Source organism: Colwellia sp. KU-HH00111 (genome assembly GCF_040362745.1).
Taxonomy (GTDB): Bacteria; Pseudomonadota; Gammaproteobacteria; order Enterobacterales; family Alteromonadaceae; genus Colwellia.
Genome location: NZ_BAABWO010000005.1, coordinates 312,866 through 337,124, shown reverse-complemented (window position 1 = coordinate 337,124; position 24,259 = coordinate 312,866). Strand labels below are relative to the sequence as shown.

The following is a 24,259-nucleotide window of genomic DNA, read 5'->3' as shown; positions in this document are numbered from 1 at the left end:
ATCAATTATCGATTAATATTTGATTTATTTGCAGCTAACCTTGTGTTAACTGCGTTGTGGATACTCATTGACTAGCGTCAACTCCGTGTCCACGCCTTGTTAACCCATCGGTTATCAAGCAAATAAAATGCAAATATGTTAAATTGAAAAAGTCGTTCCCTATCTATGTGGGAACGACTTTTTTGTTTCTGTAGGAAGATAGGTAATATCATGTCTTGGCAGCCAACACTGACTTGGGAAAATGCACAAAAACGTGCGAAAATATTACAACAAATAAGACAGTTTTTTGCTGACAGAAATGTTGTTGAAGTAGAAACGCCGGCACTATCGTTAGCGACCGTAACTGATGTGCACTTGGATGCAATGTCGTGTCGATATAATTTCTTAAATGACAGTGCAGCACAGCAATCGCATAATTTATATCTACAAACTTCACCTGAGTTTCACATGAAGCGTTTGCTAGCATCAGGCTATGGCTGTATATATCAAATAGCAAAAGCATTTCGCCATGAAGATGCCGGTCGACACCATAACCCAGAATTTACTCTGCTTGAATGGTATCGAATTGGGTTTGATCATTTCACCTTAATAAACGAAGTCGCTGAATTATTACAACAGATTTTACATTGTGAACCGCCAATAATTCTGACCTACCAAGAAGTATTTATTGAGCATGTTGGCATAGATCCATTAACAGCCTCCGTACATACTTTGTTGAGCCTTATTGAACGTCACGGTAAGCTCAGTGACTGGCTAATGGAGGATACGGTAGATAATGATACCTTATTACAGTTTATTTTCAGTGAAATAATTGAACCTCATATTGGAATTCATGCTCCTTGTTTTATCCATTTATTTCCAAAGTCGCAAGCGTCACTTGCTAAAATATGCCCAGATGATAAAAGAGTTGCGCAACGTTTTGAATGTTATTACAAAGGGGTGGAGTTAGTTAATGGTTTTCATGAATTAACGGATCCTGAAATACAACTACAACGTTTTCAGGAAGATAATGCCAAAAGAACAAAATTAGGCCTACAGGAAAGGGCAATAGATCAACAATTCATGTTGGCTTTATCTAACGGGTTACCACAATGTTCAGGTGTTGCTTTAGGTATTGATCGCTTGGTTATGCTAGCCTTGCAGTCTGTACATATAAAAAATGTTATCAGTTTTCCTATCGAATCAGCATAAATTTAATCTTGTTTACTAATGTTATATTATATCAATTGTGATATTATTACATATAAGGTTTGCATAAATCGTTGGCAAACAAGTATCTTTTAAATTTTTCAGGCATAGTATGTTAGACAAAATAGGAATCACAGCAACCTCTTTATGTGCATTACATTGTATAATGCTACCTATTTTATTGCCCCTTCTCCCCTTAGTTGGCTTAAGTTTTTTAGCCGATCACACTTGGGAACATGTGTTTTTGTTAATGACTGCAGCTTTAGGTACAGTTGCACTTTTTTCAGGTTTTAAACGCTATCATAAACGCTTATATCCATTTTATTTGCTCTACCTAGGGGTAGCGTTGTATTGGATTAAACACGACTTTTCAGAAGATGTTGAAGCTTTATTTATTATAGGTGGCGCTAGCCTTATCATTGCTGCGCATTACATTAACATTAAGTTATGTGAGAGCTGTAAGCAGTGCGATGAAGAAGTTTGTCAACTATAACAATAGTTAGTAAAATAGTTGGTTCGCATCGTATCCAGTAAACTACCGCCAACCGCCAACTTTCAATTATTACACCAAATTAACAATTTACTTCATTAATCAGTGACTGCATTGTCATTCAGTGATAACAATGCGTTCCTATGTATCACTTCCTGCATGTGCCTTGCGCGCTGTGCACGATTGATGACTGATGAAAGCAAATACTTTTCATCAATGGGTTTGACTAAAAAATCATCAACACCAATTTCACGGGCGCTAAATTGATGGTGAACATTGATTTCCTTTGAAAGAAAAACTATTGGTAAATGGGCATAATTATCCTGTTGTCTAAGTGTGCCTGCTAATTCTATGCCATTACAATCTGGCATATGAAGATCCATTAGCAAAATATCTGGATTAAGCGTTTCTAGGTGCGTCATAATAGTCATGGGCTCGCTGATAGCTTTTACAACACAGCCGACACCTTCAAAGAGAGTGGCGTAATGTTGTACCAAAAGCTCATCATCATCAAGCAACAAAATACGATACGGATCACTGCTGGCCTTGTGTAGTAAAAAATTGATTTTTTCAATTAACAATTCAATATCGGTGGTTTTTTTAAAAAAGCCATTGCCACCTGCGCGGAAACCTTCTAATCGTAACGCTAAACTCTCTTGTTGCGAAATAAAAAATAGCGGTGAATCAAGCAGCTGTTTTGCTTTTAAATCAGCTATCATGTCAGTTAAAGAAGGGGTAGCTCTACTGGTATCAAAATCCAATAAAATAAGGCAGGGGTCTTGTTTAGATAATGCTGTGTTAAATGCCTCCTCATCAGAAAAATATTGGATTTCGATGACGTGGGGTGCCAGTAGCTTTTTAAGTTTTTGGCAGAATGCCTGATCGCTATCAACAAGGTAAATTGGCCGTTGGGTGAGTTCAACTCTTGGATTGTGAGACAAAGACTGTACTGCATTCACCGGCTGTGATGTTAATTGAACCATTAGCTGTTTCAACTGCGAAGTTTTTAATGGCTCTGGCTGACAATACTCGGTTGTATCAGACAGTAATTGCTCGGCTTGACGCGAGAGTCTGGTTATTTCAGGAAAGCCAAAGGTTGTTGCACTTCCAGCAAGGCTATGACACATGTTTGTTAGCTCTTGTGCTGCACTGGGCGTCCAAGCAGTAAGCAATTGGTGCCATTTATTTTTAATATTCGCTAAGCGCTCAGGTAATATGTCAGTGTATTGTGCGCGTATCGCATCGAGCTGTTGCTGTAGTTTATCATTATCCATGTGAATCAACCTAAAAGTGGGGGTTACAGTCCCCATAAACTGTTGGTATTAGTTTAAATAAATCTCATTGTCATGCTAGCATGGGTTGCAACAAAGCTCTTTAATTTTTATTTAATTTAGCGCAAATACTGGTCAAATACTACTAGCTAAACTACACTATGGGTAGCGGTTATCAAAGGACGATATTAACGATTATATATGGCTAATCAAGTATTATCAGCGGCTTCTTGTAGGGTTTTCATTGTAGAAGATGATCCTATTTTCGCCGATTATATCCGATGCATCTTAAGAGGGATGGATATACCATCAGAACTAAGTTTGTCTGCAGAAGATGCCATAGATAAACTGGCAGAAGATGCTGATTTTCAACTCATCTTATTAGATATCATGCTGCCAAAGATGTCAGGGATTGAATTTGCTAGTTACCTAAAACAACATCAACAATTGAAAAACATTCCTATTGTTTTTCTTTCACAACTCACTGATCATGAGCAAATTATAAAGAGCTATGATATTGGCGCACTTGACTATATCACCAAACCAGTTCATGCCGAGTTGTTCCGTGCAAAAATTAAATCACTCACCCAAAATATTCTAGCTAATGAAGAGTTTAGGGCAGAAAGTAGTAAATATCAGCACCTATTTAATAAACTACAGCATGTCATTTTATCTTGTAATGATGGCTTACTTGAAGTTAATGAACAGCTTGAAATTATATTTGTAAATCCTGCTGCAACTAAAATGCTAGACTTAGCGCCTATTAGCTACCAAGGGCTAAGCTTAAAAGAGCTGATTTGTTATGAAGAGCTCATTAATATTGACTGGCAAGAGCTAAAAATTGCTTGTAAAAACTGTGATCAGTCATTTAACAAACAAGTTCAATTTTGGCATCGTTCTGCGGATGGACAAAAACGGTTGTTATCGTTGCAACTGCTGATTACCGAACAATCTAAAAAGCACTTTTATATACAGATTGCCGATATAACCCCTAAAGGTAGCCAGTCAGACTATTTCTATAATTCAGAAAATATTGATCCCATTACTGGGTTGGTAAATCATAATTGCTTTATTAAATCTTGTGAGAGCATGCTCAAACAAAATGAAGGAGGCCAATACTCACTTGCGCTGATTGTCGTTAATATTGCACGATTTAGCGCTATCAATGATCGTTTTGGTCATAGTGTAGGAGATCGCATTTTAAAGCGAGTCGCCGTTCGTTTGAAATTAGTGCTGAGCGCATTTGATGTGATCTCACGTTTTGGCAATGATGAATTTACTATTTTACTCGACAATAAACTGCGCTGGGGGGTGAGTAAACAAATATCAATTATTGAAAATTTATTTACCGAGCCACTTGTTTTTGATGATGTAGCTGTACACGTTAGTATTAACATTGGAATCGCCATGTTCCCGCAATGTGGTGCAAGTTTTAGTTTGTTATATCAAAGTGCCAAAATTGCCCTAGAAAGTGCTAAAGAAGATCCCGTAAAGGCGTATTATTTTTATAATGATGAAATTGATCAAATTAGCCGGTTTTACCTGCGAATTGTTGAGTTATTTGATAGTGCATTAGCCAATGATGAATTCACTATGAATTATCAACCTCAATATAATTTAACTACAGGTGAGCTAGTTAGTGTGGAGGCATTATTGCGTTGGCACAGCCCTGAGCAAGGACAAATATCACCGGCTGTGTTTATTCCTATTGCAGAAGAGTCAAATTATATTATTCCAATTGGTAATTGGATAATTGAACGCGTACTGTCAGATATCGCCAGTTTGAAACACTTACTTTCAAACAAAATAAGAATAGCTATTAACCTGTCTACCAAGCAACTTAAACCAAGTAACTTGTCTAACCTAGTTCAATTGATAGAACAAACCATGAGTGCCTTTGATTTTGATAATGATATGTTGGAGCTAGAAATAACCGAGCACAGTTTGTTATCTAATACCGATGATACTTTGGCGCAGCTAGATAAACTGAGAGATAAAGGCTTTGGCATCGCATTAGATGATTTTGGTACCGGTTACTCATCATTGACCTATGTACAAAAGCTGCCCATAGACCGATTAAAAATTGATTTGTCTTTTGTGAAAATGATCGGCAAAGATAGTAAAACTCAAGAAATCATTAAGCTTATTCTTGAACTATCAAAATCATTAGGGTTAACCACTATCGCTGAAGGCATTGAAACCCGCGAGCAGTTTGACTTTTTAACACAAATGGGTTGTGAAGTAGGTCAGGGCTACTTATTATCAAAACCCCTGACCTTAGAGCGGTTAACCTCAGCACTTGCTACAACGCCTGCGGTATTTACTCATCGCCTTGCCAGTGATACAGAAAGCTAGTCTATCTTCATATAATAATTGCTGATAAGGTTATTCAACAGCCCAGTCATGACATAAAAGTACAGGAGCATATATGAAGATATACCAAACACGTACCGCACCTAATCCGCGTCGAGTAAGAATATTTCTCGCAGAGAAGGGCATTGATATGGATTATGTTGAAGTTGATATTGCCGCAGGTGAAAACTTAACTAACGATATGCGAGCTAAAAACCCTACCACTAAAATACCGTTTTTAGAGTTAGACGATGGTACCTGTATTGGCGAAACGATTGCAATTTGCCGTTATTTTGAAGAAACACATCCACAACATCCACTCATGGGGAGAACGCCCTTAGAAAAAGCGCAAGTTGAAATGTGGCAACGACGCATAGAGTTTCACCTAATGATGCCCGTTGGCATGTGCTTTCAACATACCACAGGATACTTTAAAGACCGAATGAAGCCTGTACATGAGTGGGGGAAAATATCAGGAGAAAATGCCCTGAAGTATTTCGATGAACTCAACGAACATCTAAAGCACTCTACCTTTCTTGTTGGAGAGTATTTTAGTATTGCCGATATTGTTTTATTGTGCGCAATAGACTTTGCACGTGTAGTCAAAATACGCCTTAGCGACGAGCACCAACACTTACTTCGTTGGTATAAAAACGTTTCATCACGTCCAAGCTATTCAGCTTAGTAGAGAGGTGTGCCTATGATTGATTTATACACTGCAGCCACGCCTAACGGCTGGAAGGCTTCTGTTGCGTTAGAAGAAATGGCCATGGAATACCAAGTACATTCCATTGATTTGATGAAAGGCGAACAAAAATCGTCCGATTTTTTAGCGCTTTGTCCTAATGGTCGTATCCCTGCCATTGTTGATCGCGATAATGATAACTTTTCTGTTTTTGAAACGGGAGCAATCATGATTTATCTTGCAGAGAAAACTGGCTTGTTCCTGGCAAAGGATGTCAAATCACGTTCACAAGTGCTGCAATGGTTAATGTTTCAAATGAGTGGTATTGGCCCAATGATGGGGCAGGCTAATGTTTTTTATCGCTATTTTCCTGAAAAAATTCAACCAGCCATTGATCGCTATCAAAATGAAGTTAACAGACTCTTCTCTGTGTTAGATAGGCAGTTGCAAGGGAGTGAATATTTAACCGCGAATTATTCTATTGCGGACATGGCAAACTGGTGTTGGGTTCACACACATGAGTGGTCAGGTGTAAGTTTAGACAGCTACCCTAATCTTCACCGCTGGGTTGAACAAATTGCGTTACGACCAGCGGTGCAAAAAGGGATTTTAATACCTGAGCCCATCAAGGTTAATAAAGACACCTTTATTAAAGGTGCGCGTACAATTATGACCAAATAGCGATAATTAGTACATACCCAAGCCACCTCAAGGTGCTGACAACTCTAATCTTGAGGTGGTATGAATATCTATTCACGCCTTTTAACGTATTTCCCAAAGTAGCATCCCCAGCAAAAATCAACTGAAAAAAATATGATGTGCATCAAACAAAGGTCAATTCTTGTGAAAAACAATGCAAATGATATTGATTATCATTTAGTGTTGTGATTTAATAACGCCACTTTTAGATGGCTGAGCTATTTCTGAAGCTTATAGCCCTACAATCACCAATTTTCGCTAGCAAAATAGCACTAAAACTTAAAACCTTTGGGATATGAAACATGTTAAAGAAAACATTAATTGCGTCTGCATTATTCGGGATTTTTGCCACAAACACTATAGCTAATGCTAATGAACAGAGTGCAAAAACAGAAACTGAACAATTACGTGACATTATTGCACAGCAACAGAAAGTGCTAGCCTCATTAGAAAAACGTTTAGATGAAACTGATCAAAAACTTATTGCTACAGCTGATCAAGTTGAAGAAAAAGCACAAGAGAGCATTTTTTCAAAAACGTCAATCGGTGGTTACGGTGAATTGCACTATAACAACTATGATAGTAAAGATGCCAAAGTAGATTTTCATCGTTTTGTATTATTTTTTGGTCATGAATTTAGCGACAACGTCCGGTTTTTCTCTGAATTTGAATTAGAGCATTCACTTGCTGGTGATGGCAAGCCGGGAGAAGTAGAACTTGAGCAAGCCTATGTTGAAGTAGACATTAATGAATCAACCAGCACAAAAGTAGGTTTGTTTTTAATTCCGGTTGGTATTATTAACGAAACCCATGAGCCTCCTACATTTTATGGGGTTGAACGTAATGGTGTTGAAAAAAATATTATTCCAGCGACTTGGTGGGAAGCGGGTGCTGCCTTTAACTACAAGCCAGCAGGCGGTGTGAGTATTGATGGTGCAGTAACAAGTGGCTTATCTGTAGGTGATGATTATAAAATTCGTGGTGGTCGACAAAAAGTGGCGAATGCCAGTGCAGAAAACTTAGCCTATACCGCTCGAGTAAAATATACGGCAATTAACGGCTTAGAACTTGCTGCAACCGCACAATATCAAACCGATGTTACCCAAGGTAAAGACGGTGTCGAAACTGCAGGCGCAACATTGTTAGAAGCTCATGCTATTTATCAAGTGAATAACTTCAGCGTACGTGCTTTGTATGCCCGTTGGGATATTGATGGCGCAGAAGCTGCTGATTTAGGTCGTGACGAGCAAACAGGTTGGTACATTGAACCTTCGTATGCGTTTAACGATAAAGTAGGGGTGTTTGCCCGTTATGCAGAATATGACAACAATGCAGGTAATAGTGATACTACAGCAGTAGAGTCAACTAGCGTGGGTGTTAATTACTACCTTCATGAAAATGTTGTGCTAAAAGCTGACTATGAAGATTTAGGTGGTGCAAAAGATGATAAAGGTTTTAATTTAGGTTTTGGCTACCAATTTTAAGGTTGCTGAAAGTTCAATCAAGGCTAAATATAGTATGGTCTTGCTCTTTGACTTAATTTAACTTTTGGATGAAGTGAATAGTGCACTAGTACTATTCACTTTATTGGTTAAGGGTGATGTGAAAGCATGAAAAAAATATTTTCTCTGTTGCTATTGTTAAGTGGTGTGATGTTTTATAGCACTTGCGGTTATGCAGCCAAAGGGGTGTATCAAACGCCAAAGGCTTTTATTAGTCAGGTGTATGCTGGCGCTGTGCCACAAGTAAAAAGAGTGTGGTTAACTAAAGAAGACAAAGGGAAAATTGCTGACATATTACAACACAATTACAGTCGAATGCGGGTTAATTACTGGCAGTTAGGTAATGAAACCGTGTGGGTGTTAAATGAAGTAGGAAAAGAAAAGCCCATTACAATTGGCGTGCATATTAAAGCACAAAAAATTAGCCAATTAAAAGTGTTAACCTATAGAGAAAGCCGTGGAGATGAAGTCCGACATGACTTTTACACCCAGCAGTTTATCAATGCCCAGCTGCAAGATAACAATCAATTAAATCAACATATTGATGGGATTACCGGAGCAACCCTATCGGTGAGAGCAACCACCAAAATAGCACGTTTAGCATTATGGTTAGATGCTAAAGTTAACAACCAAGATTAATAACACGAGTGACAGTGCTAGCGAATAGTATTGGGATACGGCAAAATAAGTGCTAAGCTAACTTACTTGATAAATCAAAGCTATAAGCCATCATAATTTCTCAAAGTTAATGGCTGTAACTATCTTAGTAGCTCTCAAAAAAGCTTATCAGCTATGTGTACCTGTAATGAAAAAAAAATCTAAATCTTTACATTCCCGCCTGATACGTCATTTACGTGAGTGGCATCGAAAGCTTGGCATTATCGCAGCTTTTTTTATTATTTTTTTATCAATTAGCGGTGTTGCACTTAATCATACAACAACACTTTCTTTAGCCCACCTAGGTATTAAGAGTACTTGGCTGCTAGATCATTATGGTATTGCAGCCCCAGAAGATATTCGATTTTATCCGCTCAACGAGAATACGATTCAAATCACCAATAATCATCTTTGGTTGAACGAGAAGCTATTACTTGAAACGAGTGATGTGATTATTGCCGCCAGCTATATTACGTTAACTGACGCACCTTCCTCTCGGCTCATTCTAGTGGCAAGCCGTGATTATCTTTATCTATTTAATCTTAAAGGTGAATTAATAGATCAGATAGATGATACGCTGGGGTTACCGCAGTCAATTAATGCGCTGAGTGTGCAAGGGCAACAGGTTATTATCAGAACACCTACGGGCAACTACCAAACAACAACGGATTTTTTTGAATGGCAGCCTGTTTCCTTTGTAGCTGAGCCTAGCTGGATAGCACCCTCGCAAGTATCAACAGCTGCAATAGCAAAGGCGTCATTAGCCTATCGCGCACAATTTCTTTCGTTAGAACGCATCATATTAGATGCCCACAGTGGCCGTATACTGGGTTTGTTTGGGGTCTTATTGATGGATGCGGTCGCGATTTTACTGATATTGCTTTCAGTTTCTGGTGTGTATATGTGGATTCGTCATTCCAGAGCAAGGCGCTAGTCTTGGGCGTATAATTTCTGTAACCATATATTACTCTCGTGTGATTTTCTTTTACTTGTTGTTACTAGTTTGTTAACGTCATAGCAGTTAATAACGAACAGGACCATTAAGCTTATGTTTTTAAAGGCTTAATAAGAAATCACTCTAGGGGGGATTATGGTTAAGAAAATAATGAAATGGATTGGGGTGCTGTTACTGACAGTGATTGTGATTGCAGGTAGTTTTGCAGCCTATGAATGGAATGCTGAAAAGCCGTTAAGATTTCGATCATTTGTTGATAGAGAAGTCTTGAAAATGGCATTTGAAAGCCCAGAAACGTTAACCTCGCTAGGGTTCTTAGAGTCGTTGGGGATAACAGGTCACAATGGTGAGCTTGATGACGCCAGCCTTGCTAAAGCCGATGAGCTTTTTGTTAAACTAAAGCAAGTACATAAAACCCTTAAATCTTACGAAAATGACAGCTTAACTGAATCTGATCGATTGTCTAAAGAAATAGCGCTGTATTTACTAGATTTTGCCAAAGAGTCAGAGCAATTTCGATATCATAACTATCCGGTTAACCAATTGTTTGGTATTCAAAATGGTTACCCAAGCTTTATGGAAGCGCAACACCAAATCAAGAGTATTGACGATGTTGAAAACTACTTGTCACGCTTAGTGCTAGTGAAACAGAAATTTACCCAAGAGCTTGAAGGCATAAAACTCAGAGAAGAGAAGGGTATTATTCCACCCTTGTTTGTTATTGAACGTGTGCTTGAAGAAATGAACACTTTTGTGAATAAACCGATTGAAGAGAATATTCTTTATAGTTCATTAGCAAAGAAAATGGCTGACACTGAGCAAATCAATGCAGCAGAGCAAGTTGAGTTGCTAGCAAAAGCAAAACACAATATTGATGAGTATGTGCACCCAGCCTACCGGTTATTGATTAATTACTTTACCGGGCTTCAATCAAAAGCCACTACCGACGATGGTTTTTGGCGTCTACCTAATGGTGAACAAGCTTATGCCAGCTCATTAAAATTCTTTACTACCACAGATTACACACCACAGTATATTCATCAATTAGGTTTAAGTGAAGTTGATCGTATTCAGTCTGAAATCATGGCTATTCTTGCTCAGCAAAACTATGATGTTTCACAAGGCTTTAGTGCTGCAATAGAACATTTAGCTGCACAAGAAAGCTTTTATTATGAAGACAGTGACGCAGGCCGTGCGCAAATTCTGGCCGATTATCAAAAAATTCTTGATGAAATTGATAAAGGATTAGATAGCGCCTTTAGAATTCGACCAAAGGCTGGAATGGAAGTCGCCAGAATTCCAGAATTTAAAGAAAAAACAGCGCCAGGGGCTTATTATCAACAACCTGCCATAGATGGTAGTCGACCAGGTCGTTTTTTCGCTAATCTTTATGACATTAAAGCGACACCAAAATACTCAATGCGCACACTTGCTTATCATGAAGGCATTCCGGGGCATCATTTTCAAATTGCCGTAGCGATGGAGCTAGAAGGTTTGCCACTGTTTAGAATGTTTTCTCCTTTTACTGCTTATGTTGAAGGGTGGGCGTTATATAGTGAGTATCTTGCTTGGGAGATGGGATTTCAAGATGACCCTTTTGATAATATTGGCCGCTTGCAAGCCGAGCTTTTCAGAGCAGTTCGTTTAGTGGTTGATACCGGCATTCATTATAAAAAGTGGCCTCGTGAGCAAGCCATTGATTATATGAAAGCAAATACTGGTATGGCACAGTCAGATGTTGTCTCGGAAATAGAGCGTTATATCGTTATGCCAGGACAAGCAACCTCGTATAAAGTTGGTATGATGAAAATACTATCACTGCGCGAAAAAGCACAACGCGCGCTAGGAGATAAGTTCGATCTTCGAGATTTTCATGATGTGGTATTGAAAAATGGTGCAGTACCATTAGATATACTAGAGCGCTTTATCGATAAATATATAGCGCAAACATCAGCAAAGTAACTTTTGCTTAATAGCCTAACGCTTATAATAAAACAGATAACATAAAAAAGAGCTAACCAAGTGAATGGTTAGCTCTTTTTTTCCCTAAAGTGTCACTCTAGAAAAGCTTAAGCATCTTTATGTACATGAACATCCATTTGTGGGAAGGGGATATTCAAGCCTTCACTTTCAAAGGTTTTGTATACCTTTTCATTTAAATCGAAGTAAACACCCCAGTAATCAGCGGCATTGACCCAAGCTCTAACGGCAAAGTTAACTGAACTATCAGCTAATTCAGACACCGCAATAAATAACTCAGGATCTTTTAAAATACGGGCATCTTCATCACATAATCGTTGAATAACTGCGCGGGCTTTGTCGGCATCATCGCCATAGCCAATACCAATAGTCCAATCAACACGACGAGTTGCTTCTGTGGAATAATTAATCATCGACGAGGTAGACAAACCACCATTAGGAATGATGATAGTTTTATTATCAGGTGTTTTCATAATGGTATTGAAAATCTGAATCTCTGAGACTTTACCTGTGTAGCCTTGTGCGTCAATAACATCACCGATTTTGAAAGGCTTGAATATCAAAATCATTACCCCGCCGGCAAAATTTTGTAATGTACCTGACAAAGCCATACCTACGGCTAAACCAGCAGCACCCAAGATGGCAATAAACGAAGTCATTTCAATGCCCAGCATGCCAAGTACGGTAATTACCAGCATAACTTTTAATAGGCCATTTATAATACCCGTTAAGAAAGGCATCAATGAAGGATCAGTACCGCCTTTGCTTAAAGCTTTTTCAGCACCTTTACCAATAGCTTTAACTATCCAACCACCAATGATCCATACCGCAATAGCGCCCACTAGTTTTGGACCATAGTGCAAGGTCATTTCGGTGGCTTGATTAATAATATCTTCTGTATTCATAATTATTCCCTGATTTGTTTATTGTCAAAAAAAAAGCATTTTAACACCAGTACGCAGCACAGACGCTTATTTGCATAAAAAACTGTCGTTGCTGACACTAAGTCTATAGTTACTCAAGCGAATATGCGATAAAAATAATAACTACACATGAAAAATAACGGTTAATTATCGTCAATCAGTATAGAACACCCAAGAAAGGTAAGTGATATTTGTCACGCAGGCTCGTTAATATCTAATAATGTTCTATCATTGAAGGCTTTAATGGTTTTTGTTAATACCTGGTTATCTGTGTTATTGCTTGAATTTAATCGGCGCACTCAGTAAGCTTACCAAATGAAAAAAATCATCTTGTTAATGTTTATATTTTGTCAATTTCCTCTGTTTTATGCTCAAGCAAAACAGACCAATTCAACCGATGAAGCAGCTCAACATCATGCTTGGTTGAAACAGAAATTTGGTAAACAACATCAAACCCTCATCCCAAAAGTTGCCGTGGCAGATATGCTATATGCATGCAATAAAGCCCGACAAATTGAGCCAGTTAATTATCAGCTCAAAGATCTTGTTATCAACATGGACAAAACTCGTTTAGCAGAAAAGCTTGTTTTATGCCTTGGCGAGGACACGTTGCAGTCTGATGTAGCGATAAATTTTGGCTTGTTAGGCTGTTTTGAAGAGCAATTAGGCCACTTACCTGAAGTTGAGCAGCAGCAAAAAATGGCGTTAGTGAAAAAAGCCGTTCTCTCGTTATCGCGAGCAGAACGACAAAAAAGCTTAACGCAATGTGTTAGCCAACAAGCCATACATTACCTACAATAATTTTATCGGCCCGTTAAATTCATAAATTGTAACAAATACCTGAAAACATTTACTGTTCATGCTTTTATATAGGGTGATATATCGCTTATAGTGACTTTAAATCCAGCCTTTTGCATGGGCGCTTTGCCGTTATTGCTGATTGTGAGAATAAAATGACTCAAGAAACTCAAAAAATTTTAGTAGTAGATGATGATATGCGTTTACGCTCTTTGTTAGAGCGTTATTTAGTTGAACAAGGTTTTGTAGTGCGAAGCGCTGCAAATTCGGAACAAATGGACCGATTACTCGAACGTGAAAATTTCCATTTGTTAGTGCTTGATCTGATGTTACCTGGTGAAGATGGCCTATCAATTTGCCGTCGCTTACGCCAGCAAAGTAATAGTATTCCTATTGTAATGTTAACGGCAAAGGGTGATGAGGTTGACCGAATTATTGGTTTAGAAATTGGCGCTGATGACTATATGCCAAAACCTTTTAATCCACGTGAATTATTAGCGCGCATCAAAGCGGTGTTGCGACGTCGTATCCAAGAAGCACCTGGCGCACCGTCAATGGAAGAAAATAATATTATTTTTGGTGAATACGAGCTTAACTTAGCCACCCGAGAAATGATAAAAGGCGATGTGAGTATGCCGTTAACCAGCGGTGAATTTGCGGTATTAAAAGCCTTGGTTACCCACCCAAGAGAGCCGTTGTCTCGTGACAAGCTGATGAATTTAGCACGCGGGCGTGATTACTCTGCGCTTGAGCGCAGCATCGATGTACAGGTATCTCGTTTGCGCCGTATGCTAGAAAAAGATCCAGCGAAACCGAGATATTTACAAACAGTTTGGGGTTTAGGTTATGTTTTTGTGCCTGATGGCTCAACCGTTTAGTCGCTAATATAGAAGTATTTTAATGAAAGTAATCCCCCGCAGCGCCTTTGGTCAAACGGTTTTATTAATAGGATTCTTGCTATTTGTAAACCAGGTAGTCTCATATATATCTTTTGCTTTATATGTGATTGAACCAAATCAGCAGCAAATCAATCAGCTGCTCGCAAAGCAAATACGCGTGGTATTTATTGATATTAAAGATGCGGGATTACGGCCAAAAATGGCAGAAGTATTCCATCGTGAAACTGGTATTGGGGTATACCGCGAGCAAGATGCATTAAAGTTAGGATTAGCGACTGCGGGATATTACCCTTATCGCAGCGAACAAATGTCAGCATTATTAGGCGGCCCAGCAGAAGTTAGAATTTCTCAAGGTGACGAATATCTATTTTGGATTCGCCCACCACAAGCCCCTAACCTATGGGTTAAAATTCCCTTACTTGGTTTAGAAGAAGCCAATTTTTCTCCTTTGATCTTCTTTTTAGGCATTATAGGTGTGCTCAGTGTTGCTGGTGGCTGGGTGTTTGTTCGTCAACTCAACAGGCCATTAAAATCATTACAGCGGGCGGCAGAAGATGTGGGCAGAGGAGACTTTCCTGAGCCGTTGACCGAGCATGGTACTTCTGAAATTATGGCAGTAACTCAAGCCTTTAATCACATGTCTAAAGGTATCAAGCAATTAGAACAAGACCGAAACCTGTTAATGGCAGGAATTTCTCATGATTTACGTACGCCATTAACTCGCATCCGCCTAGCTACTGAAATGATGTTAGAGGTGGATGATTTTTTAAAAGAAGGCATTGAAAACGATATAGATGATATGAACAATATTATCGATCAATTTATTGATTACATACGACATGATTCTAAAGATAAAGCAGAGTTAGGCGATTTAAATGCGTTAGTAGAAGAAGTGCTCAATGTGGAAACACCAGCTGATAGACATATTCACTTTATTGCAAAGCCTTGCCCCGAGCTGCCTTTACGTCATGTGGCTGTAAAACGTGCCTTGGCCAATTTAATTCAAAATGCACTTCGTTATACTCAAGGAGATATTGAAGTAGTGACTGGTCATGAGTTAGACCAAGGCTTTGCATATTTTATTGTTAGCGATCAGGGCGAAGGTATTCCAGAGGCTGAGATAGAACGTTTATTTCAACCCTTTACCCAAGGTGACACAGCGCGTGGCACCGAAGGCAGTGGTTTAGGCTTGGCGATTATAAAACGTATTGTTGATACTCATGGTGGCCGGGTTGAACTGTCGAATAAAGCCCAAGGCGGCTTACAAGCTAAAGTGTATTTGCCACTGAAGTTTTAACTGGAGTGTTAATACCTTCATAGAGGCTTCTAGTGACAAAAGTCTACCCATTAAGCTCATATTAGTCACCTTTACTATTCTTATCATTTTTATACTTACGGTAAATTATAAACAGTATTGTTAGTAATTTTGATTTTGTTAATCAAGTACTTTCTTATCTTTCAATATTTAAGCTTTGCACCGTGAAGAATTAATGATCTATAAGCATTTGGCCAAATTCATATTTTTATTGATAGATCCCCATAAAAAATTGATTAAGGAAGTAGATATAGATGAATATTCCAACTATCAATGTTTTTAAATTGGTTAGTGTGTTATTGGTCATTTTAACTTTAATTTATTTACCATCAATTAAAGTTAACAAGGTGCAGCTCAAACATACGTTAATCAATACTGAATTAAAAAGTATTAATACGGTAGTTGTTCGGAGGCTCAGGGAAATTGAGTCCGATTTGAGTTATGTTGAAAAGATAAATTTAATTTTGCAAAATGAATTTGATGATTTTCGTGAAATACCGCTAGATCCATGGTTAAAGCCATATATCGTAAAATTATCGGGAAATAAAGTATACATAGGAAGTTACGGACAAGATGCAATTAAAGGCGGTAAAAGTAACAATAAAGATATCTTTATGCTAATCAAGAAAATTAACGAAAAGGAATAATAGCGAGAGACTATGATGCACATACGGGTAGATGGTCCAATCAAAGGGGGACTTGATTTTAGTCCGTGCAGAATATGATAATAACACTGATTTTATCGTTAATCAGTAGTGCATCAATAACGATAACTGAATTGTCTATTTAAACGACCTTGATAACTTAATCACAAAAAATTAACGGGGACAGTCGCTTAGATTTGGTCGCTCAAATTTGTTATGTGTATGATGTATTAGGTAACTTAATGCAAGTGACCCTGCCAAATGGTGATGCAGTTGATTATATAATTGATGGGCTAAATTGCAGAATAGGCAAAAAAGTTAATGGCTCAGTACAGCAAGGCTTCTTATACGGTGACCAACTTAACCCTGTAGCAGAGCTAGATAGCAGTAACAACATCGTTAGCCAATTTATCTATGGTACTAAAGTAAACGTGCCAGATTATATGATTAAAGGTGGTGTTACCTATAAAATCATCACTGACCATTTAGGTAGCCCAAGGTTAGTGGTGAATGCTGATACGGGTATCATTGCTCAGCAAATGGGCTATGATGAGTTTGGCGTTATTACCAGCGATACTAACCCTAACTTTCAACCGTTTGGTTTTGCGGGAGGTTTAGTTGATAATCAAACAGGCTTAACAAGGTTTGGTGCGAGAGATTACGATGCGCATACCGGACGATGGACAAGTAAAGACCCGATTAGGTTTGCCGGTGGTGATTCGAACATCTACGGTTATGTGTTTAGTGATCCTGTTAACTTTATTGATCCTAGTGGTGAGGTTGCTGTATGGGTTGCACTTGGCTTCTTTAATGGAGTTATAAGTGGGGTTGGTACTGCCTTGAACGGTGGCTCTATAGGGGATGTTGCTAAATCAGCTTTTATAGGCTTCCTTACTGGGGTAATTGGCGGTGTAGGTACAGGTATGAATGCAGCTAAGCTCTCTCTTGTAATGCGAGATGGTGTGTCGAAATCGGCAAGTGTATGGGCTGCCTTAATGGCTTATTTAAATGCTCAAATGATTACGGCTGCTGATATTGTTGCTAGTAGTCTAGACTCTGAAAAAGATACTAATAAAGCATGTCCTTAAATAGAGATTTTAAAAAATTATTTATCTATGTATCAGGAATAAATAGAAGTAAAACCATACTTCTTTCTTTTGGTTGGTATATTTTTAATACTTTGGTGTTGGTTTTATTTGGGGTTAATTTATTGCTAGTAAACTCTGTTGATTACGGTGGTTTCAATAATTTTGAAACATATATACTAGCTTATTTTGTTGTATTCATACCGCATGGGGCTGTTTTATCTAGCGAAACTAATGAATTCTTTGGTGTTAAATTTATTGATTACTTTTTATTAGTTGTCTTACCTTTTTTCTTTCATTACATATTATCTAAGTTGTCATTGATTGAAATCTTTAACATTAATTGAAAAAATGCGAGAGACTATGATGCCGTCACTGGACGGTGGACAAGTAAAGACCCCATTCGCTTTGCGGGTGGTGATTCAAACATCTATGGGTATGTGTTTAGTGATCCTGTTAATTTTATAGATCCGAGTGGGGAAATAGCATGTGGCGGGGTATGTTTAGTTGTAGTGGGCATTGGTGTTGGACTTGCATTTGATGCCGTGACATCATACATCAGCGGCACTGATAATTCATCTTTAACTACAGTCGCAAATGCTGCCGGAGGAGAGGCTGTGGCGGCAACTTTACCTACACAGAAAAAGCCTCGTACAGGGGCCGCGGGTGGTGGACCTTCTAAAGACAAAACATCAGTAGCAAGTAAATATAATCATTCTGCGTATCAAAATAAACGTATCTCTCTTAAGCAGTGGCATCTAATATCTAAACTGCTTAGACGCTTTCCTTACCTTGGTTTAGGTCTAAGTTTTAGCGAATTAGTTAATGCTTTATATGAAAGGTATGGAAAAGAGGCTGTAGATAAAGAGCTAAATTCTAACTGTGGGGGGTAGCAATGAAACCTAGCTTTGGCGAATATTTAAAGGAAAGTGGTTTAAGCCAATATATAAAAAAAGATGAAGATTTAGATTTATGCCTATACCATGATTTGAATATATACGGAGATATTTCTGAAGGCTATATAGAGCTGTTAGCCTCTAATTATGGTGTTAATTGTGATGAGTTTATCTTTGAAGATTATTTTCCTGTTGAATTTTATCGGGGATCATTTATATCTAGTTGTATTTATACCTTTCTTCCATTTATTAGGAGAAGAAAAGATTTTATAAAAATAAAATATAAAAAATTCCGAATACGTAAGTTTAAACAAGCTATTAAAGATGGATGGCTAAGGTAACAATAAGTCACCTTGTCCAAAATAAATGGGGTCAAAATAAATGTGGTCAGAAAATAAAAGGGGTCGGTGACACTTGAGAGTTATTCTCAAATGTTATTAAAAAAAGGGCTATAATTACCAGCCTTGCTTTTTGCTATTATGGCAAATAGTTTGACATTAGGCTATGCTTTACATGTATGACGTGTAATACGGGAAAGTACAATGCTATCACTTAGACTACCAAGCGATGTAGAAAGTCGTTTAAATCAATTGGCTGAAACAACGGGCCGTACGAAAACTTTTTATGCTAAAGAGGCTATCTTAAGATATCTTGATGATATGGAAGATACCTATATAGCTATTAATCGTCTTGAAACACCTAGCAAGCGTATTTCATTAGAGGATGTAGAAAACGAGTTATCTTTGGATGATTAGATGTCAGAGAAGTGGCAAGTAGCGTGGGATGAACGTGCCCTAAAAGAATTAAAGAAAATTGATAAACAAGCGTAAAAAGACATTATTGGATATCTAAAAAACCGTATCGCAACAGAAGAATCACCAAGACGATTTGGTAAGGCTTTAGTTGGTAACAAAGCAGGCTTATGGCGTTATCGCATAAAAAATTATCGTCTTATCTGTAATATTGAAGATGGTAACTTGGTTGTATTGGTATTGCGTGCAAGTCACCGTAAAAATGTTTACGAGTAATATTTATTAGAATATTCGTATGCGGTAATTCAAATTTTAAAGCCTTATTAGTAGTACTATGTTTGGGTGCTGCAATGTGAATGAAGTTTTTTCATCTGTGTGCAACGCCCTAAAGTTAAAGGTTTAAACATCGAATATTAGCGGAAGCAATAAACTTAAATCAGAAATTATCTATACATTCAAAGGTTTGTTAGATCAAAAAAGCCTGTAAGCAAAACTTACAGGCTTTTCAATTTTTTAAACTCAATTGTTGAAGCTTAATCGTTAATTATAATTGCGGCCCAGCAGCAACTAACGCTTTACCGTTATCAGTATCAGTGAACTTTTCAAAATTATTAACAAAGCGGTTTGCTAAATCAACAGCTTTGCTGTGCCATTCGCCAGCGTCCTGATAAGTATTTCTAGGGTCAAGAATATCGCCTTCAACACCGGCAACCGTGTTTGGTACTGCTAGGTTAAACATTGGGATAACAGTGGTTTCTGTTTCATCAATTGAACCGTCTAAAATGGCATCAATAATCGCACGCGTTGCTTTAATAGAGATACGGTTGCCTGTACCATTCCAACCAGTATTCACTAAATAGGCTTCTGCACCAGCAGCTTCCATACGCTTATGTAACACTTCAGCATATTGGGTTGGGTGCAAGCTTAAGAATGCAGCACCAAAACAACTTGAGAAGGTAGGCGTTGGCTCAGTGATACCACGTTCAGTACCGGCTAATTTAGCGGTAAAACCAGACAAGAAGTAATATTCTGTTTGCTCAGGTGTTAATTTAGCGACCGGAGGTAAAACACCAAAGGCATCAGCAGTTAAGAAGATCACCTTTTTTGCATGACCGGCACGAGATACTGGCTTAACAATATTTTCGATATGGTGAATAGGGTAAGAAACACGAGTGTTTTCTGTTTTTGAATTATCGTCAAAATCAATAGTGCCGTCTTCTGCTACCGTAACGTTTTCTAACAAAGCATCACGACGAATAGCATTATAGATGTCAGGTTCATTTTCTTTACTTAACTTGATAGTTTTAGCATAACAACCACCTTCAAAGTTAAATACACCATTTTCATCCCAACCATGCTCATCATCACCAATTAGTTGGCGTTTAGGATCGGTTGAAAGTGTCGTTTTACCTGTGCCAGATAAGCCGAAGAAAATAGCCGTATCGCCATCAGCGCCAACATTAGCACTACAGTGCATTGATGCTATGCCTTTAAGCGGTAATAAGTAGTTCATCATTGAGAACATACCTTTTTTCATTTCACCGCCATACCAAGTACCACCAATTAACTGAATTTTTTCAGTTAAGTTGAAAGCCACAAAGTTTTCTGAGTTTAAGCCTTGCGCCTGCCAGTTAGGGTTAGTGGTTTTTGCACCATTCATTACCACAAAATCAGGTTGGTAAGTTTTAAGCTCTTCTTCACTTGGGCGAATGAACATGTTTTTAACAAAATGTGCTTGCCATGCCACTTCAGTAATAAAGCGAACTTTTAATCGTGTGTCTTCGTCTGCACCACAATAAGTATCTACCACAAATAATCGCTTGCCAGATAATTGAGTCGTCACTAGTGCTTTTAGTTCAGACCAAGTTTCTTGACTCATCGCTTTGTTGTCGTTTTTACCTTGATCAGACCACCACACGGTATCGCGAGTTACATCATCGCGAACTATGTATTTGTCTTTAGGGGAACGCCCAGTAAAAATACCCGTATCGACATTGACTGCGCCAAGCTCCGTGACAACACCTTTATCAAAACCTTCAAGGCCGGCTTTGGTTTCTTCACTAAAAAGCAACTCATAAGATGGATTGTAAACAATTTCTGCAACATCATGAATGTTGTATTGAGACAAATCAATTGAGTTTTCTGGGGCGGTCATAGCAAGTGCACTCCTAAGGTATGACGAATATTAAGTGTGGTTAAGTCTTCATTGTGTTAATAGCTCGACATTCTATTGGATAAACGCACAAAACGAAAGTAAAAAATAACCTAAGATGAAAGTTTTCAGTATAAGCAACAGAAATAGTGAAAATAGCGAGGGATTGATTATTGGTAATATTACAACAATAACAATGGTAAGGGCTGTGGCAAAGTGAAGCTTTGGCACTCTTTTAGGTAATAATTATCCAAAAGAGTGCCGATTAGTGGTTTACATCACAAAGTGAAAGTTTATGATTAATGGCTATCTTTCGAAGTGAAACTTTTTAGTTGTTCAGCAAAAAAATCGTAAGTGGTTAAGCAATAATCACAGGTCATTGATATTTTCCCTTGCTCGGCTAAAATCTGTTCTATTTCACTGGGTTCAACTTGAGCAATGGCCGCCAAACATTTGCTGTTAGAGCATCCACATTGATAACTAACCGTTTGCGGTTCAAATATACTGACCTGCTCTTGGTGGTATAAACGATACAATAAAGCTTGCGCTTCAAGGTTAAAAATTTCATCGGCTTTGATGGTATTGGTTAATTGCGCTAAATGCTCGAAATCACTTTGTTGCTTAGCTAAATTTTCATGACTACCATCACCATCGGGCAATAGTTGCAATAGACTACCCGCAACCTGTTGTTTGTCGTCATCGCTAAACAGCCATATTTTTGTGGGTATTTGCTCTGAAGTTGCAAAATAATGTGCTAGACAGTCTGCCAGTGTCTCATGCTCTAGCGCAACAATGCCCTGATAAGCTTCACCTTGGCTAGGGCGAATAGTGATAACCATAGTACCTTTACCTAGTAAATCGTGTAATGAGGTAGTGTTATTATCTGGTGGTGTTTGCGGGTTTTTGAGTTTGGCAATACCGCGCATTTTCTGAGCATTATCGCCATTCACAGCCATGTAACCAACCGGTCCATCGCCTTGCAATTGCACGGTTATTTCACCATCAAACTTTAATGTTGCGGTAAGTAAACAGGTTGCAGCTAATAATTCCCCTAACAGCAAGCGAATGCCTAGCGGATAATTATGGTTTTTAATGATGCTTTGATAACTCTTACTTAATTGTACTAATTCGCCACGCGCATGCATGTCGTCAAATAAGTAGCGATTAAGTGTATCTGTGGTGCTAAGGTCTTTATTAGACATGGGGCTTACATCCTTTCTTTAAATTCTCGTAATTTTCGACGTTGTTTTTTATCGGGTTTGGACTCACTGGCAGGGCTAAGTAAAATGCCTTGTTTGCGGGCAATAGTATTTTTCGTTCGAGTTTCAATACTTTGGGGTGTTTCTTGGTATAGCGTTTGGGCAAAATCAGCATCACGGCGTTTGTCTGCTAATGCAATAACTATCACTTCTTTTTCTTCATAACCTTGGCGTACTTTAATACTATCGCCAATCACAACGGCTTTGCCCGATTTGGTGCGTTGTCCATTATAGAACACTTTACCACCATCTATCATAGTTTTAGCAATGGCACGGGTTTTATAAAATCGGGCGGCCCAAAGCCATTTATCTAAGCGGGTTGAGGTTAGGTCTTGCTGTGGTTTTTGGCTCATTATTTTACTCATTTAATGCGCTAAGGTTTAAGGTTTAACAGTGTCAGTTAATGTTTCTTTAATGACAGCTAAAAAAATTGAACTGTTTTTGTTTGCCATTGTCCTAAATTTGGCAGAAAAATACCATACTCCCGCATATAGTGCGCACTCTTTTGTAAATATTCGTTAAAAACATGGGACATCGCTTGCTGCAAAGCTAATGGTCAAGTATCATCGGATGCTTGCGTTTGTGTTGCTATATTAACAGATATTTTACATTACAGAGTGGCTTTTAACCGCTAGCTTTTCGCAGAAAATATCTAATGGTTAGCTTTTAAAGAGAAGAATTAAAGAAGATAAAATGAACTAATGGCATTTACAGATAACCTAACATCAATCTCAGCTGTTCTGATAAAATTACCCCAACAACGTATAGCGCAAGCGTTCAGCTTGCTGTTATTGATTTATATTGCGTTTATGGCGGCAAAAATAACCTGGTTAGTGGTTCCCCAGGCACCATTAGCAACCAATAACCCGATAACAAGACAAGTTGTATCGAATGCTAATGGCACGCAAAGCTTTAATATTACAGAATTGCAATCGCTTAACTTGTTTGGGCAATACAATAAACCTGTGGTAGAAGAAAATGTAGTTATGCAGGTTACTGATGCCCCTCAAACACGTTTGCAATTAACCTTGTCTGGCATAGTGGCAAGTGATCAAGAAGAAACTGCAGCTGCCATTATTGAAAATAAAGGTAAACAAGCCACTTACGGGGTAGGCGATCTTATTCAAGGTACGCGTGCAAGTTTAGAGCGAGTTTTAGTTGATCGCGTGTTTATTAAGCATTCAGGGCGATTAGAAACGCTAATGCTTGATGGCGCTGACTTTAACCAACCTGCACAAAGTGTTGCGCATATAAAAGCAAATACATCAGCAAGTAATAGTGCCAGCAATACTCAGTCTAAGCAAAATGTTGTTGATCAACGTTCCAATAAAGAATTAAGCAAAAATGCGCAACGCCTTAGAACAGATTTAAAAAACAATCCGGGTAAAATAACCGATTATTTACGGATTTCTCCGGCAAATAAAAATGGTGCGATTGTTGGTTACCGCTTATCACCAGGTAAAAGCCCTGAATTTTTCAAATTATCAGGCTTAAAATCAGGAGATATCGCGGTGCAAATGAATGGTTATGATTTACTGTTACCTCTTGAACTAGCACAAGCTATGTCTGCATTGAAAACAGACACTGATATTTCATTGTTGGTAAATCGCCAAGGTGACTTAATTGAAATACTTTTTAGTATTAATTAGCAAAGTAATTAAACCATTGACGCAAAACAAGCAACTAAACGTTAACCCTATTATAGACATTATGCTTTGAATGAGAATTCAACGCATCAGTAAAACAGCAATAAGGAA

At 38.2% G+C, this 24,259-nt stretch carries 25 protein-coding genes and 1 pseudogene; 21 read left to right on the top strand and 5 right to left on the bottom strand.

Annotated elements, in window-relative coordinates:
- The first annotated feature begins 210 nt into the window (after window positions 1-210).
- Together epmA and ABXG98_RS11805 are read left to right on the top strand one after the other, a co-directional pair.
- Window positions 211-1,191: an elongation factor P--(R)-beta-lysine ligase gene (epmA, locus tag ABXG98_RS11810; RefSeq protein ID WP_353538879.1), complete on the top strand. Its 981-nt coding sequence runs from the start codon at window positions 211-213 to the stop codon at window positions 1,189-1,191.
- A 109-nt stretch (window positions 1,192-1,300) separates the two neighbouring features.
- Entirely contained in the window at window positions 1,301-1,681 is a 381-nt protein-coding gene (locus tag ABXG98_RS11805) for a MerC domain-containing protein (protein WP_353538878.1), read from the top strand.
- A gap of 95 nt (window positions 1,682-1,776) precedes the next feature.
- Here the strand turns inward: ABXG98_RS11805 and ABXG98_RS11800 are convergent, their stop codons facing one another.
- Window positions 1,777-2,952 (bottom strand): response regulator, encoded by a 1,176-nt coding sequence (locus tag ABXG98_RS11800; RefSeq protein WP_353538877.1) that lies wholly within the window; start codon window positions 2,950-2,952, stop codon window positions 1,777-1,779.
- 198 nt (window positions 2,953-3,150) lie between these two features.
- Between ABXG98_RS11800 and ABXG98_RS11795 the strand changes: the two genes are divergently transcribed.
- The 7 genes from ABXG98_RS11795 (at window position 3,151) to ABXG98_RS11765 (ending at window position 11,761) form a co-directional block, all read left to right on the top strand.
- Window positions 3,151-5,304, top strand: a complete 2,154-nt coding sequence (locus ABXG98_RS11795; RefSeq protein WP_353538876.1) for an EAL domain-containing protein — start codon at window positions 3,151-3,153, stop codon at window positions 5,302-5,304.
- Window positions 5,305-5,377: 73 nt separating this feature from the next.
- On the top strand, window positions 5,378-5,986 hold the full coding sequence (locus tag ABXG98_RS11790; RefSeq protein WP_353538875.1) for a glutathione S-transferase family protein: 609 nt from the start codon (window positions 5,378-5,380) through the stop codon (window positions 5,984-5,986).
- Window positions 5,987-6,001: 15 nt separating this feature from the next.
- Window positions 6,002-6,667, top strand: coding sequence for a glutathione binding-like protein (locus ABXG98_RS11785; protein ID WP_353538874.1), 666 nt, complete (start codon window positions 6,002-6,004; stop codon window positions 6,665-6,667).
- A 320-nt stretch (window positions 6,668-6,987) separates the two neighbouring features.
- A complete protein-coding gene (locus ABXG98_RS11780) occupies window positions 6,988-8,169 on the top strand; it encodes a porin (RefSeq protein ID WP_353538873.1) in 1,182 nt (393 codons plus the stop codon).
- Between the two features lie 126 nt (window positions 8,170-8,295).
- Window positions 8,296-8,826 (top strand): FMN-binding protein, encoded by a 531-nt coding sequence (locus ABXG98_RS11775; RefSeq protein WP_353538872.1) that lies wholly within the window; start codon window positions 8,296-8,298, stop codon window positions 8,824-8,826.
- 109 nt (window positions 8,827-8,935) lie between these two features.
- The gene (locus ABXG98_RS11770; RefSeq protein ID WP_353538871.1) at window positions 8,936-9,778 is read left to right on the top strand and encodes a PepSY-associated TM helix domain-containing protein; all 843 of its coding nucleotides are present in this window, start codon (window positions 8,936-8,938) and stop codon (window positions 9,776-9,778) included.
- A gap of 156 nt (window positions 9,779-9,934) precedes the next feature.
- On the top strand, window positions 9,935-11,761 hold the full coding sequence (locus ABXG98_RS11765) for a DUF885 domain-containing protein (RefSeq protein WP_353538870.1): 1,827 nt from the start codon (window positions 9,935-9,937) through the stop codon (window positions 11,759-11,761).
- Window positions 11,762-11,868: 107 nt separating this feature from the next.
- Here the strand turns inward: ABXG98_RS11765 and ABXG98_RS11760 are convergent, their stop codons facing one another.
- Entirely contained in the window at window positions 11,869-12,684 is an 816-nt protein-coding gene (locus tag ABXG98_RS11760) for a mechanosensitive ion channel family protein (RefSeq protein WP_353538869.1), read from the bottom strand.
- 333 nt (window positions 12,685-13,017) lie between these two features.
- Here ABXG98_RS11760 and ABXG98_RS11755 point away from each other — a divergent pair, with 333 nt between their 5' ends.
- From ABXG98_RS11755 to ABXG98_RS11705, 11 genes and pseudogenes are all read left to right on the top strand, one after another.
- The gene (locus tag ABXG98_RS11755; RefSeq protein WP_353538868.1) at window positions 13,018-13,503 is read left to right on the top strand and encodes a hypothetical protein; all 486 of its coding nucleotides are present in this window, start codon (window positions 13,018-13,020) and stop codon (window positions 13,501-13,503) included.
- Between the two features lie 152 nt (window positions 13,504-13,655).
- Entirely contained in the window at window positions 13,656-14,378 is a 723-nt protein-coding gene (gene ompR, locus ABXG98_RS11750) for an osmolarity response regulator transcription factor OmpR (RefSeq protein WP_353538867.1), read from the top strand.
- A gap of 22 nt (window positions 14,379-14,400) precedes the next feature.
- Window positions 14,401-15,696 carry a two-component system sensor histidine kinase EnvZ gene (gene envZ, locus ABXG98_RS11745; RefSeq protein WP_353538866.1) on the top strand — a complete coding sequence of 432 codons (1,296 nt, stop codon included), beginning with the start codon at window positions 14,401-14,403 and terminating at the stop codon, window positions 15,694-15,696.
- Window positions 15,697-15,968: 272 nt separating this feature from the next.
- Window positions 15,969-16,361 (top strand): type II secretion system protein GspG, encoded by a 393-nt coding sequence (locus ABXG98_RS11740; RefSeq protein WP_353538865.1) that lies wholly within the window; start codon window positions 15,969-15,971, stop codon window positions 16,359-16,361.
- A gap of 215 nt (window positions 16,362-16,576) precedes the next feature.
- A complete protein-coding gene (locus tag ABXG98_RS11735) occupies window positions 16,577-17,446 on the top strand; it encodes an RHS repeat domain-containing protein (RefSeq protein WP_502901559.1) in 870 nt (289 codons plus the stop codon).
- Window positions 17,437-17,790 carry a hypothetical protein gene (locus ABXG98_RS11730; protein WP_353538863.1) on the top strand — a complete coding sequence of 118 codons (354 nt, stop codon included), beginning with the start codon at window positions 17,437-17,439 and terminating at the stop codon, window positions 17,788-17,790. The genes ABXG98_RS11735 and ABXG98_RS11730 overlap by 10 nt, the downstream gene beginning before the upstream one ends.
- A 15-nt stretch (window positions 17,791-17,805) precedes the next feature.
- Window positions 17,806-17,910 (top strand): annotated as a pseudogene (locus ABXG98_RS11725) (RHS repeat-associated core domain-containing protein); the annotation flags it as partial.
- A 45-nt stretch (window positions 17,911-17,955) separates the two neighbouring features.
- Window positions 17,956-18,336, top strand: a complete 381-nt coding sequence (locus ABXG98_RS11720; RefSeq protein ID WP_353538862.1) for a hypothetical protein — start codon at window positions 17,956-17,958, stop codon at window positions 18,334-18,336.
- A gap of 2 nt (window positions 18,337-18,338) precedes the next feature.
- Window positions 18,339-18,680: a hypothetical protein gene (locus ABXG98_RS11715; RefSeq protein ID WP_353538861.1), complete on the top strand. Its 342-nt coding sequence runs from the start codon at window positions 18,339-18,341 to the stop codon at window positions 18,678-18,680.
- Between the two features lie 201 nt (window positions 18,681-18,881).
- On the top strand, window positions 18,882-19,094 hold the full coding sequence (relB, locus tag ABXG98_RS11710; protein ID WP_353538860.1) for a type II toxin-antitoxin system RelB family antitoxin: 213 nt from the start codon (window positions 18,882-18,884) through the stop codon (window positions 19,092-19,094).
- 81 nt (window positions 19,095-19,175) lie between these two features.
- Window positions 19,176-19,367 (top strand): type II toxin-antitoxin system RelE family toxin, encoded by a 192-nt coding sequence (locus tag ABXG98_RS11705; RefSeq protein ID WP_353538892.1) that lies wholly within the window; start codon window positions 19,176-19,178, stop codon window positions 19,365-19,367.
- Between the two features lie 268 nt (window positions 19,368-19,635).
- Here ABXG98_RS11705 and pckA read toward each other — a convergent pair whose 3' ends face one another.
- From pckA to ABXG98_RS11690, 3 genes are all read right to left on the bottom strand, one after another.
- Complete coding sequence (gene pckA, locus ABXG98_RS11700) at window positions 19,636-21,246, bottom strand: phosphoenolpyruvate carboxykinase (ATP) (RefSeq protein ID WP_353538859.1); 1,611 nt, start codon at window positions 21,244-21,246, stop codon at window positions 19,636-19,638.
- A 296-nt stretch (window positions 21,247-21,542) separates the two neighbouring features.
- Window positions 21,543-22,445: an Hsp33 family molecular chaperone HslO gene (gene hslO / locus ABXG98_RS11695; RefSeq protein ID WP_353538858.1), complete on the bottom strand. Its 903-nt coding sequence runs from the start codon at window positions 22,443-22,445 to the stop codon at window positions 21,543-21,545.
- Window positions 22,446-22,450: 5 nt separating this feature from the next.
- A complete protein-coding gene (locus ABXG98_RS11690; protein ID WP_353538857.1) occupies window positions 22,451-22,867 on the bottom strand; it encodes an RNA-binding S4 domain-containing protein in 417 nt (138 codons plus the stop codon).
- A gap of 336 nt (window positions 22,868-23,203) precedes the next feature.
- Here ABXG98_RS11690 and gspC point away from each other — a divergent pair, with 336 nt between their 5' ends.
- A complete protein-coding gene (gspC, locus tag ABXG98_RS11685; RefSeq protein ID WP_353538856.1) occupies window positions 23,204-24,151 on the top strand; it encodes a type II secretion system protein GspC in 948 nt (315 codons plus the stop codon).
- Window positions 24,152-24,259 lie beyond the last annotated feature (108 nt).

What these genes read in the sequence shown, in the direction of transcription:
- epmA (WP_353538879.1), top strand. Translation starts at nt 211, where the DNA reads ATGTCTTGGCAGCCAACACTGACTTGGGAAAATGCACAAAAACGTGCG.
- ABXG98_RS11805 (WP_353538878.1), top strand. Translation starts at nt 1,301, where the DNA reads ATGTTAGACAAAATAGGAATCACAGCAACCTCTTTATGTGCATTACAT.
- ABXG98_RS11800 (WP_353538877.1), bottom strand. Translation starts at nt 2,952, where the DNA reads ATGGATAATGATAAACTACAGCAACAGCTCGATGCGATACGCGCACAA.
- ABXG98_RS11795 (WP_353538876.1), top strand. Translation starts at nt 3,151, where the DNA reads ATGGCTAATCAAGTATTATCAGCGGCTTCTTGTAGGGTTTTCATTGTA.
- ABXG98_RS11790 (WP_353538875.1), top strand. Translation starts at nt 5,378, where the DNA reads ATGAAGATATACCAAACACGTACCGCACCTAATCCGCGTCGAGTAAGA.
- ABXG98_RS11785 (WP_353538874.1), top strand. Translation starts at nt 6,002, where the DNA reads ATGATTGATTTATACACTGCAGCCACGCCTAACGGCTGGAAGGCTTCT.
- ABXG98_RS11780 (WP_353538873.1), top strand. Translation starts at nt 6,988, where the DNA reads ATGTTAAAGAAAACATTAATTGCGTCTGCATTATTCGGGATTTTTGCC.
- ABXG98_RS11775 (WP_353538872.1), top strand. Translation starts at nt 8,296, where the DNA reads ATGAAAAAAATATTTTCTCTGTTGCTATTGTTAAGTGGTGTGATGTTT.
- ABXG98_RS11770 (WP_353538871.1), top strand. Translation starts at nt 8,936, where the DNA reads ATGGCTGTAACTATCTTAGTAGCTCTCAAAAAAGCTTATCAGCTATGT.
- ABXG98_RS11765 (WP_353538870.1), top strand. Translation starts at nt 9,935, where the DNA reads ATGGTTAAGAAAATAATGAAATGGATTGGGGTGCTGTTACTGACAGTG.
- ABXG98_RS11760 (WP_353538869.1), bottom strand. Translation starts at nt 12,684, where the DNA reads ATGAATACAGAAGATATTATTAATCAAGCCACCGAAATGACCTTGCAC.
- ABXG98_RS11755 (WP_353538868.1), top strand. Translation starts at nt 13,018, where the DNA reads ATGAAAAAAATCATCTTGTTAATGTTTATATTTTGTCAATTTCCTCTG.
- ompR (WP_353538867.1), top strand. Translation starts at nt 13,656, where the DNA reads ATGACTCAAGAAACTCAAAAAATTTTAGTAGTAGATGATGATATGCGT.
- envZ (WP_353538866.1), top strand. Translation starts at nt 14,401, where the DNA reads ATGAAAGTAATCCCCCGCAGCGCCTTTGGTCAAACGGTTTTATTAATA.
- ABXG98_RS11740 (WP_353538865.1), top strand. Translation starts at nt 15,969, where the DNA reads ATGAATATTCCAACTATCAATGTTTTTAAATTGGTTAGTGTGTTATTG.
- ABXG98_RS11730 (WP_353538863.1), top strand. Translation starts at nt 17,437, where the DNA reads ATGTCCTTAAATAGAGATTTTAAAAAATTATTTATCTATGTATCAGGA.
- ABXG98_RS11715 (WP_353538861.1), top strand. Translation starts at nt 18,339, where the DNA reads ATGAAACCTAGCTTTGGCGAATATTTAAAGGAAAGTGGTTTAAGCCAA.
- relB (WP_353538860.1), top strand. Translation starts at nt 18,882, where the DNA reads ATGCTATCACTTAGACTACCAAGCGATGTAGAAAGTCGTTTAAATCAA.
- pckA (WP_353538859.1), bottom strand. Translation starts at nt 21,246, where the DNA reads ATGACCGCCCCAGAAAACTCAATTGATTTGTCTCAATACAACATTCAT.
- hslO (WP_353538858.1), bottom strand. Translation starts at nt 22,445, where the DNA reads ATGTCTAATAAAGACCTTAGCACCACAGATACACTTAATCGCTACTTA.
- ABXG98_RS11690 (WP_353538857.1), bottom strand. Translation starts at nt 22,867, where the DNA reads ATGAGTAAAATAATGAGCCAAAAACCACAGCAAGACCTAACCTCAACC.
- gspC (WP_353538856.1), top strand. Translation starts at nt 23,204, where the DNA reads ATGGCATTTACAGATAACCTAACATCAATCTCAGCTGTTCTGATAAAA.